Origin of the sequence: Rhodopila sp. (assembly GCF_965276935.1) — a bacterium.
Taxonomy (GTDB): Bacteria; Pseudomonadota; Alphaproteobacteria; order Acetobacterales; family Acetobacteraceae; genus Rhodopila.
On the sequence record NZ_CBDIBS010000001.1, the window covers coordinates 260,274 to 276,953 of the forward strand.

Annotated in this window: 17 protein-coding genes and 2 tRNA genes; all 19 read left to right on the top strand. The window is 63.1% G+C overall.

Annotation, left to right across the window (positions count from 1 at the left end):
- Positions 1–128: 128 nt before the first annotated feature.
- The 19 genes from clpP (at position 129) to nuoK (ending at position 16,679) form a co-directional block, all read left to right on the top strand.
- Positions 129–776, top strand: coding sequence for an ATP-dependent Clp endopeptidase proteolytic subunit ClpP (gene clpP / locus ACQY4S_RS01185; protein ID WP_428483344.1), 648 nt, complete (start codon positions 129–131; stop codon positions 774–776).
- Between the two features lie 209 nt (positions 777–985).
- Positions 986–2,239, top strand: coding sequence for an ATP-dependent Clp protease ATP-binding subunit ClpX (clpX, locus tag ACQY4S_RS01190; RefSeq protein ID WP_428483345.1), 1,254 nt, complete (start codon positions 986–988; stop codon positions 2,237–2,239).
- Between the two features lie 313 nt (positions 2,240–2,552).
- The gene (gene lon / locus ACQY4S_RS01195; protein WP_428483721.1) at positions 2,553–4,928 is read left to right on the top strand and encodes an endopeptidase La; all 2,376 of its coding nucleotides are present in this window, start codon (positions 2,553–2,555) and stop codon (positions 4,926–4,928) included.
- 195 nt (positions 4,929–5,123) lie between these two features.
- Positions 5,124–5,393: an HU family DNA-binding protein gene (locus ACQY4S_RS01200; RefSeq protein ID WP_428483346.1), complete on the top strand. Its 270-nt coding sequence runs from the start codon at positions 5,124–5,126 to the stop codon at positions 5,391–5,393.
- A gap of 156 nt (positions 5,394–5,549) precedes the next feature.
- Positions 5,550–5,621: transfer RNA gene (locus tag ACQY4S_RS01205), tRNA-Val, on the top strand.
- An 89-nt stretch (positions 5,622–5,710) separates the two neighbouring features.
- A complete protein-coding gene (locus tag ACQY4S_RS01210; protein WP_428483347.1) occupies positions 5,711–6,355 on the top strand; it encodes a glutathione S-transferase family protein in 645 nt (214 codons plus the stop codon).
- Positions 6,356–6,478: 123 nt separating this feature from the next.
- Positions 6,479–6,555, top strand: a tRNA-Asp gene (locus ACQY4S_RS01215).
- A gap of 199 nt (positions 6,556–6,754) precedes the next feature.
- A complete protein-coding gene (locus tag ACQY4S_RS01220; protein ID WP_428483348.1) occupies positions 6,755–7,120 on the top strand; it encodes an NADH-quinone oxidoreductase subunit A in 366 nt (121 codons plus the stop codon).
- Positions 7,121–7,126: 6 nt separating this feature from the next.
- On the top strand, positions 7,127–7,711 hold the full coding sequence (locus tag ACQY4S_RS01225; RefSeq protein ID WP_428483349.1) for a NuoB/complex I 20 kDa subunit family protein: 585 nt from the start codon (positions 7,127–7,129) through the stop codon (positions 7,709–7,711).
- Positions 7,704–8,351: an NADH-quinone oxidoreductase subunit C gene (locus tag ACQY4S_RS01230; protein WP_428483350.1), complete on the top strand. Its 648-nt coding sequence runs from the start codon at positions 7,704–7,706 to the stop codon at positions 8,349–8,351. The genes ACQY4S_RS01225 and ACQY4S_RS01230 overlap by 8 nt, the downstream gene beginning before the upstream one ends.
- Before the next feature lie 6 nt (positions 8,352–8,357).
- Positions 8,358–9,572: an NADH-quinone oxidoreductase subunit D gene (locus ACQY4S_RS01235; protein WP_428483351.1), complete on the top strand. Its 1,215-nt coding sequence runs from the start codon at positions 8,358–8,360 to the stop codon at positions 9,570–9,572.
- A gap of 3 nt (positions 9,573–9,575) precedes the next feature.
- Entirely contained in the window at positions 9,576–10,238 is a 663-nt protein-coding gene (locus tag ACQY4S_RS01240; protein WP_428483352.1) for a complex I 24 kDa subunit family protein, read from the top strand.
- A complete protein-coding gene (nuoF, locus tag ACQY4S_RS01245) occupies positions 10,231–11,523 on the top strand; it encodes an NADH-quinone oxidoreductase subunit NuoF (protein WP_428483353.1) in 1,293 nt (430 codons plus the stop codon). Before ACQY4S_RS01240 ends, nuoF begins: the two co-directional genes overlap by 8 nt.
- 3 nt (positions 11,524–11,526) lie before the next feature.
- On the top strand, positions 11,527–11,913 hold the full coding sequence (locus ACQY4S_RS01250; protein ID WP_428483354.1) for a pentapeptide repeat-containing protein: 387 nt from the start codon (positions 11,527–11,529) through the stop codon (positions 11,911–11,913).
- Positions 11,913–14,003, top strand: a complete 2,091-nt coding sequence (gene nuoG, locus ACQY4S_RS01255) for an NADH-quinone oxidoreductase subunit NuoG (RefSeq protein ID WP_428483355.1) — start codon at positions 11,913–11,915, stop codon at positions 14,001–14,003. The genes ACQY4S_RS01250 and nuoG overlap by 1 nt, the downstream gene beginning before the upstream one ends.
- 4 nt (positions 14,004–14,007) lie before the next feature.
- Positions 14,008–15,024, top strand: coding sequence for an NADH-quinone oxidoreductase subunit NuoH (nuoH, locus tag ACQY4S_RS01260; protein WP_428483356.1), 1,017 nt, complete (start codon positions 14,008–14,010; stop codon positions 15,022–15,024).
- Positions 15,025–15,060: 36 nt separating this feature from the next.
- Positions 15,061–15,549 carry an NADH-quinone oxidoreductase subunit NuoI gene (gene nuoI / locus ACQY4S_RS01265; RefSeq protein ID WP_428483357.1) on the top strand — a complete coding sequence of 163 codons (489 nt, stop codon included), beginning with the start codon at positions 15,061–15,063 and terminating at the stop codon, positions 15,547–15,549.
- Entirely contained in the window at positions 15,546–16,241 is a 696-nt protein-coding gene (locus ACQY4S_RS01270) for an NADH-quinone oxidoreductase subunit J (RefSeq protein ID WP_428483358.1), read from the top strand. The genes nuoI and ACQY4S_RS01270 overlap by 4 nt, the downstream gene beginning before the upstream one ends.
- A 126-nt stretch (positions 16,242–16,367) precedes the next feature.
- Positions 16,368–16,679, top strand: coding sequence for an NADH-quinone oxidoreductase subunit NuoK (gene nuoK, locus ACQY4S_RS01275; protein WP_428483359.1), 312 nt, complete (start codon positions 16,368–16,370; stop codon positions 16,677–16,679).
- Position 16,680 lies beyond the last annotated feature (1 nt).

Sequence of the window (16,680 nt, forward strand, 5' to 3'; positions counted from 1 at the left end):
TGGGGTTTCAGACTCTGGGACCTGAACAAGCGGGCGACCGGCCGCTTGGCCGGGTGGCTGGACTTTCGTGCCGGCGCATCTAGCTATAGGTTGTTCTTTTCCTACTCTTGTTAGTTCAGGTGATCATAATGCCGGACCGCAGCCCTGTCGAAGTCTATGCCAATGCCCTGGTGCCGATGGTGGTTGAACAGACCGCCAGGGGCGAGCGGGCGTTCGATATCTACTCCCGCCTGCTCAAGGAGCGGATCATCTTCCTGACCGGCGCGGTCTATGACCAGGTCAGCGCGCTGATTTGCGCCCAGCTTCTGTTCCTTGAGTCGGAAAACCCGAACAAGGATATTTCCTTTTATATCAACAGTCCAGGCGGCGTCGTTTCGGCTGGTCTGGCAATCTACGACACCATGCAATATGTCCGCAGCCCGATCAGCACGGTGTGCATCGGCCAGGCGGCCTCGATGGGCAGTCTTTTGCTGACCGCCGGCGCCAAGGGCAAGCGGTATGCGTTGCCGAACGCGCGCGTGATGGTGCACCAGCCGTCCGGCGGCGCCCAGGGCCAGGCGACCGACATCGAAATCCAGGCCCGGGAAATTCTGACGCTGCGCAAGCGGCTGAACGAAATCTACGTGCGCCACACCGGCCAGCCGATCGAGGCGATCGAGCGCAAGCTGGAACGCGACAGCTACATGTCGGCGGAGGAAAGCCGCGACTTCGGCCTGGTTGACGAGGTGGTGGAAAGTCGCCCGATGGCGGCAAGCGACGACACCAGCAAATCCTGAATAACCGGCGGGTGACGGTCTGACTGGTTCGGTGCGGCCGTCATGCCGTGCCAGCACCCGTCATCTGGTATTTTGTATGGTCTGATGGCCAGCATTCACCGTATAGTCGCGGTCACTTTCAGGCGCCGTCAGTCGACGGTTCTTGTCCTGGCCGCGTGGCGGGGGTTATGCTCCCCTATTGTGCCCCTATGTCCGGGGGAGGAGTACGCATGAGCAAGTCCGGCGATTCGAAAAATACCCTCTATTGCTCGTTCTGCGGCAAGTCGCAGCACGAGGTCCGCAAGCTCATCGCCGGCCCGACGGTCTTCATCTGCGACGAATGCGTCGAACTCTGCATGGATATCATCCGTGAGGAGCACAAGACCCACCTGGTGAAGTCTCGCGATGGTGTGCCGACCCCGCGGGAGATCTGCAAGGTGCTGGATGACTACGTGATCGGCCAGAGCCATGCCAAGCGGGTGCTGTCGGTGGCGGTGCACAATCACTATAAGCGGCTGGCGCATGGCCAGAAGAACAACGACGTCGAGATCGCCAAATCCAACATCCTGCTGGTTGGTCCCACGGGATCGGGCAAGACGCTGCTGGCGCAGACGCTGGCGCGCATCCTGGATGTGCCGTTCACCATGGCCGACGCCACGACATTGACCGAGGCCGGCTATGTCGGTGAGGATGTCGAGAACATCATTCTCAAGCTGCTGCAATCGGCTGACTACAATGTTGAGCGGGCGCAGCGCGGCATTGTCTATATTGACGAGGTCGACAAGATCTCGCGCAAGTCGGACAATCCGTCGATCACCCGCGACGTGTCGGGGGAAGGCGTACAGCAGGCGCTGCTGAAGATCATGGAAGGCACGGTTGCCTCGGTCCCGCCACAGGGCGGGCGCAAGCATCCGCAGCAGGAATTCCTGCAGGTCGACACGACCAACATCCTGTTCATCTGTGGCGGCGCGTTTTCCGGCCTCGAGCGCATCATCGGCGCGCGCGGCAAGGGGTCGGGCATTGGCTACGGCGCCGAGGTACGGTCGCAGGACGAACGCCGGATGGGTGCCATCCTGCGCGAGGTCGAGCCGGAGGATCTGCTCAAGTTCGGCCTGATCCCGGAGTTCATCGGACGCCTGCCGGTGGTGGCGACCCTGGAGGATCTGGACGAAGACGCATTGATGGAGATTCTCACCAAGCCGAAGAACGCGCTGGTGAAGCAGTATGGCCGGCTGTTCGAGATGGAAGGCGTGAAGCTCTCGTTTACCGACGACGCGCTGAAATCCGTTGCCACGCGTGCCATCGCCCGCAAGACCGGCGCGCGCGGCCTGCGTTCGATCATGGAACAGATTTTGTTGTCCACCATGTTCGACCTGCCCGGTCTGGACGGGGTGGAGGAAGTGGTGATCAACCGGGAAGTCGCCGAATCACGCTCTAACCCATTGTATTTGTATGGCAAGGAACGAGCCGAGAGCAGCGCCTGACGCGCCACGTCGGGAGATGGACAGGTCTCGCGGCGGCGTGATCACGAATTTCAAGGACTTGCGGCAACTCGTTCGGCGGCTATATCCCACGGAACGGTCTCTGACAGAGCCGATGTCTCTGACGGAGCCGATGAAAGTATCCTCCGTGCCGTTGCCGGGTGGAGGATGCTGACTGTCCTTGAGGAGGTCAAACATGACGGAACAGAACAAGCCGGCGCCTGAACAGAACAAGCCGGCTCCTGAACAGAACAAGCCGGCGGGCGAGCGGTCCGCTGGCTCCGACAAGCCGCAGACGCAGCCGCAAGGTGACCTGATGGCGGTGCTGCCGCTACGCGACATCGTGGTCTTCCCGCATATGATCGTCCCGCTGTTCGTCGGCCGGGAGAAGTCGGTACGTGCGCTGGAAGCGGTGATGAAGGACGACAAGCAGATCCTGCTGGTCGCTCAGAAGAACGCCTCGCAGGACGATCCCTCGGTGGAGGACATCTACCGCGTCGGGACCGTCTCGACGATCCTGCAATTGCTGAAGCTGCCCGATGGCACGGTGAAGGTGCTGGTCGAGGGTGGACGCCGTGCCAGGATCGCCAGTTTCAGGGAGACCGAGGCATTCTTCGAGGCGGTGACCACGCCGATGCCCGACGTGGGCGGCGACAAGAAGGATCTGGAAGCGCTAGGCCGCACCGTGGTGTCGCAGTTCGAGCAGTACATCAAGCTGAACAAGAAGATCGCGCCCGAGGTGCTGGTTTCGCTGAACCAGATCGAGGAGCCGTCGAAGCTGGCCGATACCGTCGCCAGCCACCTGAACCTGAAGATCCCGGAAAAGCAGGACCTGCTGGAGATCGCCCGCATCAATGAACGGCTGGAACGCGTGTTCGGCCACATGGAGTCGGAAATCGGCGTGCTTCAGGTGGAAAAGCGCATCCGCAACCGGGTCAAGCGGCAGATGGAGAAGACCCAGCGCGAATACTACCTGAACGAGCAACTGAAGGCGATCCAGAAGGAACTGGGCGAAGGCGAGGACGGCAAGGACGAGAACGCCGAGCTGGAAGCGCGCATCAAGAAGACCAAGTTCAGCAAGGAAGCTCGGGAAAAGTCGGTCGCTGAACTGAAGAAGCTGCGCACCATGAGTCCGATGAGCGCCGAGGCGACGGTGGTGCGCAACTACCTCGACTGGATGCTGTCGATCCCCTGGAAGAAGCGCAGCAAGATCCGCAACGACGTGGTGGAAGCCGAGAAGGTCCTGGAATCCGATCACTACGGGCTGGAGAAGGTCAAGGAACGGATCATCGAGTACCTGGCGGTGCAGGCGCGCAGCCCGAAGGTGCGCGGCCCGATTCTGTGCCTGGTCGGACCACCCGGCGTGGGCAAGACGTCGTTGGGCAAGTCCATCGCCAAGGCAACGGGGCGCAACTTCGTGCGGATGTCGCTGGGCGGCGTCCGGGATGAAGCCGAGGTCCGCGGCCACCGGCGGACCTATATCGGCTCGATGCCCGGCAAGGTCATCCAGGGCATGAAGAAGGCGAAGACCTCCAATCCGCTGTTCCTGCTGGATGAGGTGGACAAGCTGGGCTCCGACTGGCGCGGCGATCCGTCCTCGGCCTTGCTTGAGGTGCTGGACCCCGAGCAGAATTCCACCTTCGCCGACCACTACCTGGAAGTGGACTACGACCTGTCGGACGTGATGTTCGTCACCACGGCCAACAGCCTGCGCATGCCGCAGCCGCTGCTCGACCGAATGGAGATCATCCGCATCCCCGGCTACACCGAGGATGAGAAGGTCGAGATCGCCAAGCGGCACCTGCTTTCCAAGCAATCCGAGGCGCACGGCCTGAAGAAAGAGGAGTGGAGCCTGTCGGAAGACGCCTTGCGCGACCTGATCCGCTATTACACGCGTGAAGCCGGGGTGCGGAACCTGGAGCGGGAGATCGCCAACCTGGCCCGCAAGACGGTCAAGGAGATCGTCACCAAGAAGACCGCGAAGGTGGCGATCACCCGCAAGAACCTGGAGAAGTACGCCGGCATCAAGAAGCATCGCTACGGCGAGACCGAGGCCGAGGATATGGTCGGCGTGGTGACCGGCCTGGCCTGGACCGAGGTCGGCGGCGAGATCCTGACCATCGAGTCGGTGATGCTGCCCGGCAAGGGCACCATCAAGCACACCGGCAAGCTGGGCGACGTGATGCAGGAAAGCGTTTCCGCCGCGCTGAGCTACGTGCGCAGCCGCTCGACCAAGTTCGGCATCAAGCCGACGCTGTTTGAACGGCGCGATATCCATGTGCACGTGCCGGAGGGGGCGACCCCGAAGGATGGCCCCTCGGCGGGCGTGGCGATGGCAACCTCCATCGTGTCGGTGCTGACCGGCATCCCGGTGCGGCGGGACGTGGCGATGACGGGTGAGATCACCCTGCGCGGCCGGGTGCTACCGATCGGCGGCCTGAAGGAGAAGCTGCTGGCGGCCCTGCGGGCCGGGATCACGACGGTGTTCATTCCCAAGGAGAACGAGAAGGACCTGGCGGAGATCCCGGACAACGTCAAGAAGCTGCTGAAGCTGATTCCGGTTGCCGATGTCGATGAGGTCATCGCCCAGGCGCTGGCGCGTCGGCCGGAGGCGATCGAGTGGGAGGAGCCGCCGGAGCCGCCGGTGCCTGCTCCGGCCCCTCACCAGGCGCCGGCGTCGCTGCCACACTGACGGCGTCTGGCAAGCCTGATGATTGCTGTAGCGGCCCGCCGGCTGACGCTGGCGGGCCGTTTTCCTTGGTTATCCGGAGCGCAAAGCATTGACGGCGCGGAAACGCCGCCAGTAGTGTCCGCCCGCTTTGACGGGCTGCCAGCCCTCAGCTTCGAGTCGTGACCATGGACATGAGAGGGAAACGCTGTGAACAAGATGGATCTCATCGCGGCCGTTGCCGACGGAACCGAGCTTTCACGGATCAAGACCGGTGAAGTCGTCGATGCCGTGTTCAACGCGATCGCCGACGCGCTGAAGAAGAAGGAGGAGGTTCGGCTTGTAGGCTTTGGCACGTTCGCGGCGGCGATCCGCAAGGCCAGCACCGGCCGTAATCCGCGGACCGGGGAAGAGATGGAAATCCCGGAATCGACGACGGTCCGCTTCAAGCCCGGCAAGGGGCTGAAGGATTCTGTCGGCGCGGTCTAGCTGAACTGGTCGCCCGGGCGCGACAATCACATTGGCTAGCTGATGAGAGCTGGCTGATGGAAGCTGGCTGAGAGGGTTCGCCGGATTAGGTTTGCCGCCTGGTGGCGTGGCTGCCAGAGCGGTCCCGGAACGGGCCGTGAGGTATGATCCATTGGGGGGCGGTTAGCTCAGCGGTAGAGCGTCTCGTTTACACCGAGAGGGCCGGCGGTTCGAATCCGTCACCGCCCACCGGTCTGCCCTTCCGCTTGGGCCCAGCAAATCTGGGACATATGCAAAGCGGGAGGTCGAACTTGGATCGGGTTCATGGAGCGGGCAGGATGTCAGACTATAAGCTTCACTATTTCCCGGAGTCGGGTAACAGTTACAAACTGGCGCTTATGCTAACCCTCTGCGGGCAGGCGTTTGAGCCTGTCTGGACTGACTTCGGCAGTGGGATAACCTGGACAGAGGGGTGGCGTCGCAGCGTCAATCCCATGGGTGAAATACCGGTTCTCGTCGAGGACGGCGTGAGCTTGACACAGACCGCACCGATACTCCTGCGGTTGGCCGACAAGTTCGGCCGCTTCCAGGGCACTGATGAGACGGAAAGGTTCGAAATCCTGCGTTGGCTTTTCTGGGACAATCAGAAACTGAGTGGCTTCATGGCGGCTTACCGCTACCGCCGTGCGTTCACGGAAAACCCGGACAGGCATGTGTTGGATTTCATGAAGGCGCGAACCGACGATTTCCTGAACATCCTGGAAAGCAGCCTGAAAGAACAGCGCTTCATCGTGGGCGACAAACCAACGGTCGCCGACTTGTCGATGACAGGATATCTGGCATTTCCGAAGCACGAGAGCGGGTACGATTTGGACGCTAGTCATCCCGCTATCGGTGCGTGGCTGGGCCGCATTCGAGCGCTGCCGAGCTGGGCCGCGCCCTACGATATCCTGCCGGGCAAGCGTATGCGCTGCTATGTATGAGATGCACTGTGCCCACGGACCTGGCTATGCCTATCAACTCGCGCGCTCAAACTGATCCAGTACCCGCCGCTCAACACCCTTGACGCCTCCAGCCACGCGGCCTAAACGCTGCGCCCTGTCGCTGCGGGTGTAGCTCAGTTGGTTAGAGCGCCGGCCTGTCACGCCGGAGGTCGCGGGTTCGAGCCCCGTCACTCGCGCCAGCGGCAGCCCTTCCATTTATTCATGTTTTCTTCGCCTTGCGCATAGGCAAATTCCTGGCCGTCCCCCTATATGGCGGGCATGGTCGGATGGGTCTATTGTCCGGGCTTGCTGCACCGCGGTATTGGATGGGCTGGCGCCGATGGCGCCCAGTCGGCGCCATAGGGCGATCAGTGTCATGAGACCTTGTTGGGAGCTGTCATGCAGCCAATCCTGTTTGGCTATCTGCCGATCCTGGTGTTCCTGGTGATTGCTGGGGTCATTGCCACCGCGATGGTGGGCGGTTCGTTGCTTGTCGCGCATCAGAAGCCGTATGCGGAAAAACTGTCCGCCTATGAGTGCGGGTTCGAGCCGTTTGACGACGCCCGCCGCCGGTTTGACGTGCGCTACTACCTCGTTGCCATCCTGTTCATCATTTTCGACCTCGAGGTTGCGTTCCTGTTCCCCTGGGCAATTTCGCTCAAGCACATAGGCGCATTCGGCTTCTTGTCGATGATGGGGTTCCTTGGCGTGCTGACCGTGGGCTTCATATATGAATGGTCCAAAGGCGCGCTTGATTGGGAGTAGCGGGATATGAGTGATGCAACCTTGAGTGACCCGACCGTCAGCGACCCGACGGTGCTGGCCTGGAACCGGGATCATCTGCCGCCAGGGCCGGAGCAGGATGCCGTCATCCAGGGCATCACGGGCGAGATAGCCGACAAGGGCTTCCTGGTCGCCAACCTGGACAAGGTGGTCAACTGGGCGCGCACCGGCAGCCTGTGGCCGATGACCTTCGGGCTGGCCTGCTGTGCGGTGGAGATGATTCATGCCTACATGCCGCGCTACGATCTGGATCGGCTTGGCGTCATCCCGCGCGCGTCACCGCGGCAGAGCGACGTGATGATCGTCGCTGGCACGCTGACCAACAAGATGGCGCCGGCCCTGCGCAAGGTCTACGACCAAATGCCGGAGCCGCGCTGGGTCATCAGCATGGGAAGTTGTGCCAACGGCGGCGGCTATTATCACTATTCCTATTCGGTGGTGCGCGGGTGCGATCGCGTGGTGCCGGTGGACGTTTACGTGCCAGGCTGTCCGCCCTCGGCCGAAGGGCTGGTGTACGGCATCATGCAGTTGCAGAAGAAGATCCGCCGGACAGGAACCATTCTCCGTGGCTGATGAAACCCCGTCCGAGGCGGCTCCGCCGTCCGCCCTGGAAGTGCTTGGCCAGACCGTGACTCCGATCCCCGGCATCGTCGGCTACCGGATCGAGGGCGGCGAGCTGGTGGTGCATGTCGAACGGGAATCGTTGCTGGAGGTGATGATCACCTTGCGCGACGACCCCCGGTTCGCCTTTGAGCAGATGATGGACCTTTGCGGTGTGGATTGGCCGGATCGGGCAGAGCGCTTCGACGTGGTATACAATTTGCTGTCGGTCTCGCTGAACCACCGTTTGCGGGTGATTGCCGTGACCAGCGCGGACAAGCCGGTTCCCTCGGTCCACACCGTCTGGCCGGTCGCCACTTGGTGGGAGCGCGAGGCCTGGGATCTGTTCGGCATCGTGTTTTCCGGCCAGCCCGACCTGCGGCGCATCCTGACCGACTACGGCTTTGAAGGGCATCCGTTGCGCAAGGATTTTCCGCTGACCGGCTATGTCGAGGTCCGCTACGACGAGGACCGCAAGGCGGTGATCTATGAACCCGTCAAGCTGACGCAGGATTTCCGCAGCTTCGACTTCCTGTCCCCCTGGGAAGCCGTGACCACGCTGCCGGGTGACGAGAAGGTCTTCACCGAACGCGCCGAACAGGCGAAAGGCTGAGCCATCATGACTGAACCCGTCTCGATCGACGTCAAGCCGTCGGCCAAGCTGGTCGAGATCGACAGCCACTCGATCAACTTTGGTCCGCAGCATCCCGCCGCGCATGGCGTGCTGCGGCTGATCCTGGAACTGGACGGCGAGGTTGTCGAACGCGCCGATCCGCACATCGGCCTGCTGCATCGCGGCACCGAGAAGCTGATCGAATACAAGACCTACATGCAGGCGGTGCCGTATTTCGACCGGCTCGACTACGTGTCGCCGATGTGTGAGGAGCACGCCTTCGCGCTGGCCGTCGAGAAGCTTCTCGGCATCACCGTGCCGGACCGCGGGCAATGGATCCGCGTGCTGTTCGCCGAGATCACCCGCGTGCTGAACCATCTGCTGAACGTGACGACGTATGCGCTGGATGTTGGCGCCATCACGCCGAGCCTGTGGGGGTTCGAGGAGCGTGAGAAGCTGATGGAGTTTTATGAAGCGGCCTCCGGTGCTCGTTTGCATGCGAACTACTTCCGGCCGGGTGGGGTGGCGAAGGACCTGCCCGCTGGGCTGACCGATCAGATCGCCGCCTGGGCCGAGACCTTCCCGAGGTTCATCGACGACCTGGAGCATCTGCTGACCAAGAACCGCATCTGGAAGCAGCGCACGGTCGATATCGGCGTCATCACCGCCGAGGACGCGCTGGCCTGGGGATTCAGCGGGCCGCCGCTGCGTGCCTCCGGCGTGCCGTGGGACCTGCGCCGGTCGCAGCCCTATGACAAGTACGCCGAGGTGGAATTCCAGATCCCGGTCGGCCGCAACGGCGACTGCTACGACCGCTATCTGGTGCGCGTCGCCGAGATGCGGGAGAGCGTGCGGATCATCCAGCAGGCACTGGCGAAGCTGCCGCCGGGGCCGGTCAAGGTGCAGGACCGGAAGTTCTCGCCGCCGGCGCGGACCGAGATGAAGCGGTCGATGGAAGCGCTGATCCATCATTTCAAGCTGTTCACCGAGGGCTATCACGTTCCCCCGGGTGCCACCTATACCACGGTGGAAAGTCCGAAAGGCGAGTTCGGCGTCTATCTTGTCGCCGACGGCACCAACCGGCCGTATCGCTGCAAGATCAGGTCGACCGGCTTTGCCTTCCTGCAGGCGACCGATGTGCTGGTGAAGCGCCACATGCTGGCCGATGTCAGCGCGATCGTCGGGTCGCTCGATGTCGTGTTCGGCGAGATCGACAGGTAGGCCATGGCAAGCGAGAACAGAGCGGCAGGCACGGAAGCGGCCGACGACCAGCCGGCCCACTTCGCCCTCGATGCCGAAAGCGAAGCCGAGATCGCGCGGGTGATCACCAAGTATCCGCCCGGCAAGCAGGCCAGCGCCGTGCTGCCGGCGCTGTATATCGCGCAGCGGCAGATGAAACGGCAGACCGGCAGTGCCTGGGTGCCTGTCAAGGCGATGGATTCCGTCGCCGACAGGCTGGGGATGCCGGCCATCCGGGTCTACGAGGTCGCCACGTTCTACCTGATGTTCAACACCGAACCGATCGGCACGTATCACTTGCAGGTCTGCACCACCACGCCTTGTTGGCTGCGCGGCTCCGATGCGGTGACGCAGGCCTGCCGCGATGCCACCGGCATCCAGGGCTGGGGTGAGACCAGTGCCGATGGTGTGTTCTCGATGACCGAGGTGGAATGTCTCGGCGCCTGCGTCAACGCACCGGTCCTGGCGGTGGACGACGACTTCTATGAAGACCTGGATGCGGAGACAGTTACTGCGTTGCTGGCGGCGCTGCGCCGGGGCGAACGGCCGCCGCCGGGCTCGATGACGGGGCGGCAGACGTCCGCGCCGGAGGGAGGTGCGACCACCTTGAAGACGTTGAATTTCAGACCGGAGCGTCAGGATGCTTGACGACAAGGATCGTATCTTCACCAACCTGTATGGCCAGTTCGATCCGCTGCTGAAAGGCGCGCGGGCGCGTGGCGACTGGGACGACACCGCGGCGATCCTGGCGCGTGGCCGCGACGTGATCATCCAGGAAATGAAGGATTCGGGTCTGCGCGGTCGTGGCGGGGCAGGGTTTCCGACCGGCCTGAAGTGGTCGTTCATGCCGAAGCAGTCCGACCGGCCGTGCTATCTGGTGGTCAACGCCGACGAATCCGAGCCGGGCACCTGCAAGGACCGCGACATCATTCGCCATGACCCGCACAAGCTGGTCGAAGGCTGCCTGGTCGCGGGTTTCGCCATGGGCGCCAGCGCCGCCTACATCTACATCCGTGGCGAGTTCTACAACGAGTCGCTGGTGCTTCAGGCGGCGATCGACGAGGCCTACGAAGCTGGCCTGATCGGCAAGAACGCCTGCGGCTCGGGCTACGCCTACGACGTGTTCCTGCATCGTGGGGCAGGGGCCTATATCTGCGGCGAGGAGACCGCCCTGCTCGAAAGCCTGGAAGGCAAGAAGGGCATGCCGCGCATGAAGCCGCCGTTTCCGGCGGGTGTCGGCCTGTATGGCTGTCCGTCGACGGTGAACAATGTCGAGTCGATTGCGGTGGCGCCCACCATCCTGCGCCGCGGCGCCGCCTGGTTCAGCAGCCTCGGCCGGCCGAACAACGCGGGGGAGAAGGTGTTCTGCATCTCCGGCCACGTCAACAGGCCCTGCAATGTCGAGGAGGAACTCGGCATTCCGATGCGCGAACTGATCGAGAAATATGCCGGCGGCGTGCGCGGCGGCTGGGACAATCTGCTGGCGGTGATACCGGGCGGCGCCTCCGTGCCGCTGATCCCGAAGTCGGTCTGCGATGAGGTGCTGATGGACTTCGACAGCCTGCGCGCGGTGCGCAGCGGGCTGGGGACGGCGGCGGTGATCGTGATGGACAAGTCCACCGACCTGATCAAGGCGATCACCCGACTGTCGAAGTTCTACATGCACGAAAGTTGCGGCCAGTGCACGCCGTGCCGGGAGGGCACCGGCTGGATGTGGCGCGTCATGAGCCGGATGGTGGAGGGGCGCGCCGACCCGTCCGAAATCGATATTCTGGATCAGGTGACGCGGCAGGTGGAAGGCCACACGATCTGCGCGCTGGGCGATGCGGCGGCCTGGCCGATCCAGGGGCTGATCCGGCATTTCCGCCCGCTGATGGAAGAACGCATGGCCGCGTACAAAAGCCGCAGTGCGCCGCGCATGGCGGCGGAGTAGGTCATGGAGGTCACTGACAAGTTCGAGCCGATCATCGCGAAGGACAGCGACCTGTCCGGCTCGACCTTTACCCGCTGCATGCTTAAAGATGCGCGGTTTGCAGACGTGGCGATGCCTTCAGCGGATATTCAGAACATCAACCTGTCAGATGCAGCAATTCGCGAGATGAACCTGTCTCGCGCAAGCTTCACCGAGGGCATGTTGCCGGGCGTGCGGTTCACCGCAGTCAACCTGTCAGGTGCGATGTTCGACGATGTCAACCTCGCGGGTACGACAATTCGCGGCGCCGATCTCAGGGGCATGCAGATCAGCGGCTGCAAGCTGGACCGGATGCGGATCGACGGTATCCTGGTGAGCGATCTGCTCGCCGCTTTTCGGAAGAGTGCGTAATGCCCAAACTTACCATCGATGGCATTCCGGTCGAGGTCGCCAACGGCTCGACCATCCTGCAGGCGGCGGAGCAGGCGGGGGTAGAAATTCCCCGCTTCTGCTATCATGAACGGCTGTCGATCGCCGGCAACTGCCGCATGTGCCTGGTGGAGGTGGAGAAGGCACCGCCCAAGCCGATCGCCTCCTGCGGCTATCCCGCGGCCGAAGGCATGGTGGTTCACACCGACAGCAAGATGGTGCGCAACGCTCGGCGCGGCGTGATGGAGTTCCTGCTGATCAACCACCCGCTGGATTGCCCGATCTGCGATCAGGGCGGTGAATGCGACCTGCAGGACCAGGCCATGGGCTACGGCATGGATCATTCCCGCTACGCCGAGAACAAGCGCGCCGTGCCGGACAAGAACCTGGGGCCGCTGGTGAAGACCAACATGAACCGCTGCATTCACTGCACGCGGTGCATTCGCTTTGTTACCGAAATTGCCGGCGTGCCCGATCTTGGCGCCACCCGCCGCGGTGAGGCCATGGAAGTCACCACCTATGTCGAGAAGGCGCTGGGGTCCGAACTGTCGGCCAACATCATCGATCTGTGCCCGGTCGGCGCGTTGACCTCCAAGCCCTATGCCTATGTCGCTCGGCCGTGGGAACTGACGAAAGTCGACAGCATCGATGTGTTGGACGCCATCGGCACGAATATCCGCGTCGACGCGCGCGGCCCGGAAGTGCTGCGCATCCTGCCGCGTGTCAACGACGACGTGAACGAGGAGTGGCTGGGCGACAAGGCTCGCTTCGCGCTGGACGGCTTGAAGCGCCGCCGGCTCGACCGTCCCTGGGTGCGGGAAAACGGCAAGCTGCGCGCGGCGACCTGGGCCGAGGCGTTCACCGCCATCGCGGCGAAGCTGAAGACGCTGCCAGGGGAGCGCATCGGCGCCATCGCCGGCGATCTGTGCGATGCCGAAAGCATGGTGGCGCTGAAGGATCTGATCCACAATCTCGGTTCGGCCAACCTCGATTGCCGCCAGGACGGCGCCAAGCTGGATGCCGGGCGGCGCGATTTCTATTCCTTCAACACGTCCATTACTGGGATCGAGGACGCCGACGCGATCCTGATCATCGGCTCCAACCCACGCCGCGAGGCGCCGGTGCTGAATGCGCGCATCCGCAAGGCCTGGGTGGCGAACGCGATCCCGATTGGCGTCATCGGCACCAACACCGACCTGACCTATCCCATCACCGTGCTGGGTTCGACGCCGTCGGTGCTGACCGCGCTGCATGACGGCTCGCCCGACTGCGCCAAGATTAACGACTTCGCCAAGGTTTTGGGCGACGCCAAAAGGCCGATGATCATCGTCGGGCAGGGCGCGCTGGTTCGGCCGGACGGTGGCGCCATCCTGGCCGCGGCCTGGCGGCTGGCCTCGCGGGTCGGCGCGCTGACATCCGACTGGCATGGCTTCAATGTGCTGCACACTGCGGCCTCCCGGATGGCGGCCCTGGACCTTGCCTTCCTGCCGGGACCAAAAGGCAAGGGGTTCGAGGCGATGCTGGACGATGGCGTGGATTTCCTCTGGCTGCTGGGCGCGGACGAGTTTGATCCGGCGCGCATCGGCGCCGGCACCTTCGTGGTCTATCAAGGCCATCACGGCGATGCCGGCGCCAAGCGGGCGGACGTGATCCTGCCAGGGGCCGCCTATACCGAGAAGGCCGGCACCTACGTCAATACCGAAGGCCGGGTGCAGCGCGGCTTCATGGCGGTGTATCCGCCCGGCGAGGCGCGCGAGGACTGGAAGATCCTGCGCGCCTTCAGCGCCGTTATCGGCAAGACCCTGCCGTACGACACGATCGAAGCGGTGCGCAACCGGTTGACCGAGGTCAATCTGTCCTTCGGCCGATTGAACCACCTGCCGCGCTTCGGCTGCTCCGATACCACGGGTCCGGCCGGAGATCCGGCGGCCCTCGGTGATGCGCCGCTGGCGTCCACCGTGGAGAATTACTACATGACCGATCCGATCAGCCGATGCAGCCCGACCATGGCGGCCTGCACGGAGGCACAGTCCGAAACCGCGCCGCCAATCCCCGTCATGGCCGCGGAGTAACGCGATGTATGCGTTTTTTCACGATACCAATACTGGCATCGTGATCCTGACATTCGCGGAGTCGCTGGCACTGCTGGTGCCGCTGCTGATCAGCGTCGCCTACCTGACCTACGCCGAACGCAAGGTCCTGGCCGCGATGCAGTTGCGCAAGGGTCCGAATATCGTCGGCCCGTTCGGGCTGTGGCAGCCGTTCGCCGACGCGCTGAAGATGCTGATGAAGGAAACCATCATCCCGTCGGGCTCGAACCGTTTCCTGTTCCTGCTGGCGCCGATGCTGACCTTTTCGCTGGCGATGGTCGCCTGGGCGGTCATCCCGGTCAACAACGGCTGGGCGATCGCCGATATCAACGTCGGCATCCTGTATCTGTTCGCGATTTCCTCGCTTGGCGTCTATGGCATCATCATCGCGGGCTGGGCGTCGAACTCGAAGTACCCGTTCCTGGGCGCGCTGCGCGCGGCGGCGCAGATGGTCAGCTATGAGGTCTCCATGGGCTTTGTCCTGGTCACGGTACTGCTGTGCGCCGGCAGCCTGAACCTGACGCAGATCGTGCTCTCACAACGGACCGTCTGGTACTGCGTGCCGCTGTTTCCGATGTTCATCATCTTCTTTATTTCGACCTTGGCGGAATGCAACCGCTCGCCGTTCGATATCGCGGAGGGCGAATCGGAGATCGTCGCCGGCTTCTTCGCTGAATACTCGGCGATGAGCTTCGCGCTGTTCTTCCTGGGCGAATACGCCAACATGATCCTGATGAGCGCGATGACCACCATCCTGTTCCTGGGCGGCTGGCTGGCGCCGTTTGGCGTCGTGCCCTTCACCTGGGTTCCCGGCGTGATCTGGTTCGTGCTGAAGGTCTGCGCCTGCCTGTTCGTCTTCCTGTGGGTGCGCGCGACGATGCCGCGTTTCCGCTACGATCAGCTCATGCGGCTTGGCTGGAAGGTGTTCCTGCCGATCTCGCTTTTATGGCTGGTGCTCACCGCCGGCGTATTGACGGCGTTTGGGTGGCTGCCCAATACGTAAGCCGAGCGCGCGTTTGCGCGCTGACGGAGTTCTGACATGTCATTCATCGACCGCACCGCGCGGAGCCTGGTGATGAGCGAACTGATCGCCGGTTTGGGCCTGACCTTGCGCTACTTCTTCAAGCGCAAGGTGACGATCAACTATCCCAACGAGAAGGGCGTGCTCAGCCCGCGCTTCCGGGGCGAACATGCGCTGCGCCGCTACCCGAATGGGGAAGAACGTTGCATCGCCTGCAAGCTGTGCGAGGCGGTCTGTCCGGCGCTGGCCATCACCATCGAGGCCGAACCGCGCGCCGACGGTTCCCGCCGCACCACGCGCTACGACATCGACATGACCAAATGCATCTATTGCGGGCTGTGCGAGGAATCCTGTCCGGTGGATGCCATCGTCGAAGGCCCGAACTTCGAGTTCTCGACCGAAACGCGCGAGGAACTGTACTACAACAAGGAAAAGCTGCTCGCCAACGGCGATCGGTGGGAGCCGGAGATCGCGCGCCGGCTGGAACTGGACGCGCCTTACCGATGATCACCACGCTTCTGTTCTATCTGTTCGCCGCCGTGCTTCTGACGTCGGCGGCAATGGTGGTCAGCGCCCGCAACCCGGTGCACTCGGTGCTGTTCCTGATCCTGGCCTTCTTCAACGCCGCCGCCCTGTTCCTGATCGCCGGCGCCGAGTTCCTGGCGATGATCCTGGTCATTGTCTACGTCGGCGCGGTGGCGGTGCTGTTCCTGTTCGTGGTGATGATGCTGGACGTGGATTTCGACGAGCTTCGCAGCGGGTTCCAGCGCTATCTGCCGGTCGGCGCCACGGTTGGCGCGGTGCTGTTCGTGGAACTTGCGCTGGTGCTTGGCGGCTGGACGCTGACCTCCGGCGCGGTGCGGTTCCACATGTCGCCGATGCCCACCGGCGTCAGCAACACCCAGGCGCTGGGGCAGGTGATCTACACCGACTACATCCTGCTGTTCCAGACCGCCGGGCTGATCCTGCTGGTGGCGATGATTGGCGCCATCGTGCTGACCCTGCGGGATCGCAAGACCGCGCGTCAGCAGGACATCACCCGCCAGACCGCGCGCACCGTGGCCGAGACGCTGGACATGGTGACCTTGTCGCTTGGTGCCAGCACGACACAATCCGGTGGTTTCCTGCGGCCCAAGGTGGGCGAGCCGGAACGGCTGGTCGACCATTCGGCGGCGGGGGAGCATGACCATGGGCATTAGGCGGAAGCATCGGGCCGTCGGCGATGACACGCTGATGAGGCAACTAGCTTGGCCGTTTGGAGCGGGTTCCGATCAGGTCGCTCCAGCTTCAATCCGCCCGGCCATCGGCCGACAGGAACGCCACGCATGAGCACCATCGGCACCGGCCATTACCTCACGGTCTCCGCGATCCTGCTCGTTCTTGGCATCTTCGGGATCTTCCTGAACCGCAAGAACGTCATCATCATCTTCATGGCGATCGAGCTGATCCTGCTCGCCGTCAGCCTTAATCTGGTGGCGTTCTCGGCGGCGTTGAACGACCTGGCGGGGCAGGTGCTGGCGATGCTGGTGCTGACGGTCGCGGCGGCCGAGGCGGCGATCGGCCTGGCCATCCTGACGATCTACTTCCGCAACCGCGGGTCGATCCAGGTTGAAGACGTCAACCTGATGAAGGGCTGAT

Coding starts and splice junctions, on each gene's coding strand:
- nuoF (WP_428483353.1), top strand. CDS start 10,231: ATGCTTGACGACAAGGATCGTATCTTCACCAACCTGTATGGCCAGTTC.
- ACQY4S_RS01225 (WP_428483349.1), top strand. CDS start 7,127: ATGAGTGATGCAACCTTGAGTGACCCGACCGTCAGCGACCCGACGGTG.
- nuoH (WP_428483356.1), top strand. CDS start 14,008: ATGTATGCGTTTTTTCACGATACCAATACTGGCATCGTGATCCTGACA.
- nuoI (WP_428483357.1), top strand. CDS start 15,061: ATGTCATTCATCGACCGCACCGCGCGGAGCCTGGTGATGAGCGAACTG.
- ACQY4S_RS01270 (WP_428483358.1), top strand. CDS start 15,546: ATGATCACCACGCTTCTGTTCTATCTGTTCGCCGCCGTGCTTCTGACG.
- clpP (WP_428483344.1), top strand. CDS start 129: ATGCCGGACCGCAGCCCTGTCGAAGTCTATGCCAATGCCCTGGTGCCG.
- ACQY4S_RS01200 (WP_428483346.1), top strand. CDS start 5,124: ATGGATCTCATCGCGGCCGTTGCCGACGGAACCGAGCTTTCACGGATC.
- ACQY4S_RS01250 (WP_428483354.1), top strand. CDS start 11,527: ATGGAGGTCACTGACAAGTTCGAGCCGATCATCGCGAAGGACAGCGAC.
- nuoG (WP_428483355.1), top strand. CDS start 11,913: ATGCCCAAACTTACCATCGATGGCATTCCGGTCGAGGTCGCCAACGGC.
- ACQY4S_RS01235 (WP_428483351.1), top strand. CDS start 8,358: ATGACTGAACCCGTCTCGATCGACGTCAAGCCGTCGGCCAAGCTGGTC.
- clpX (WP_428483345.1), top strand. CDS start 986: ATGAGCAAGTCCGGCGATTCGAAAAATACCCTCTATTGCTCGTTCTGC.
- nuoK (WP_428483359.1), top strand. CDS start 16,368: ATGAGCACCATCGGCACCGGCCATTACCTCACGGTCTCCGCGATCCTG.
- ACQY4S_RS01240 (WP_428483352.1), top strand. CDS start 9,576: ATGGCAAGCGAGAACAGAGCGGCAGGCACGGAAGCGGCCGACGACCAG.
- ACQY4S_RS01210 (WP_428483347.1), top strand. CDS start 5,711: ATGTCAGACTATAAGCTTCACTATTTCCCGGAGTCGGGTAACAGTTAC.
- lon (WP_428483721.1), top strand. CDS start 2,553: ATGGCGGTGCTGCCGCTACGCGACATCGTGGTCTTCCCGCATATGATC.
- ACQY4S_RS01220 (WP_428483348.1), top strand. CDS start 6,755: ATGCAGCCAATCCTGTTTGGCTATCTGCCGATCCTGGTGTTCCTGGTG.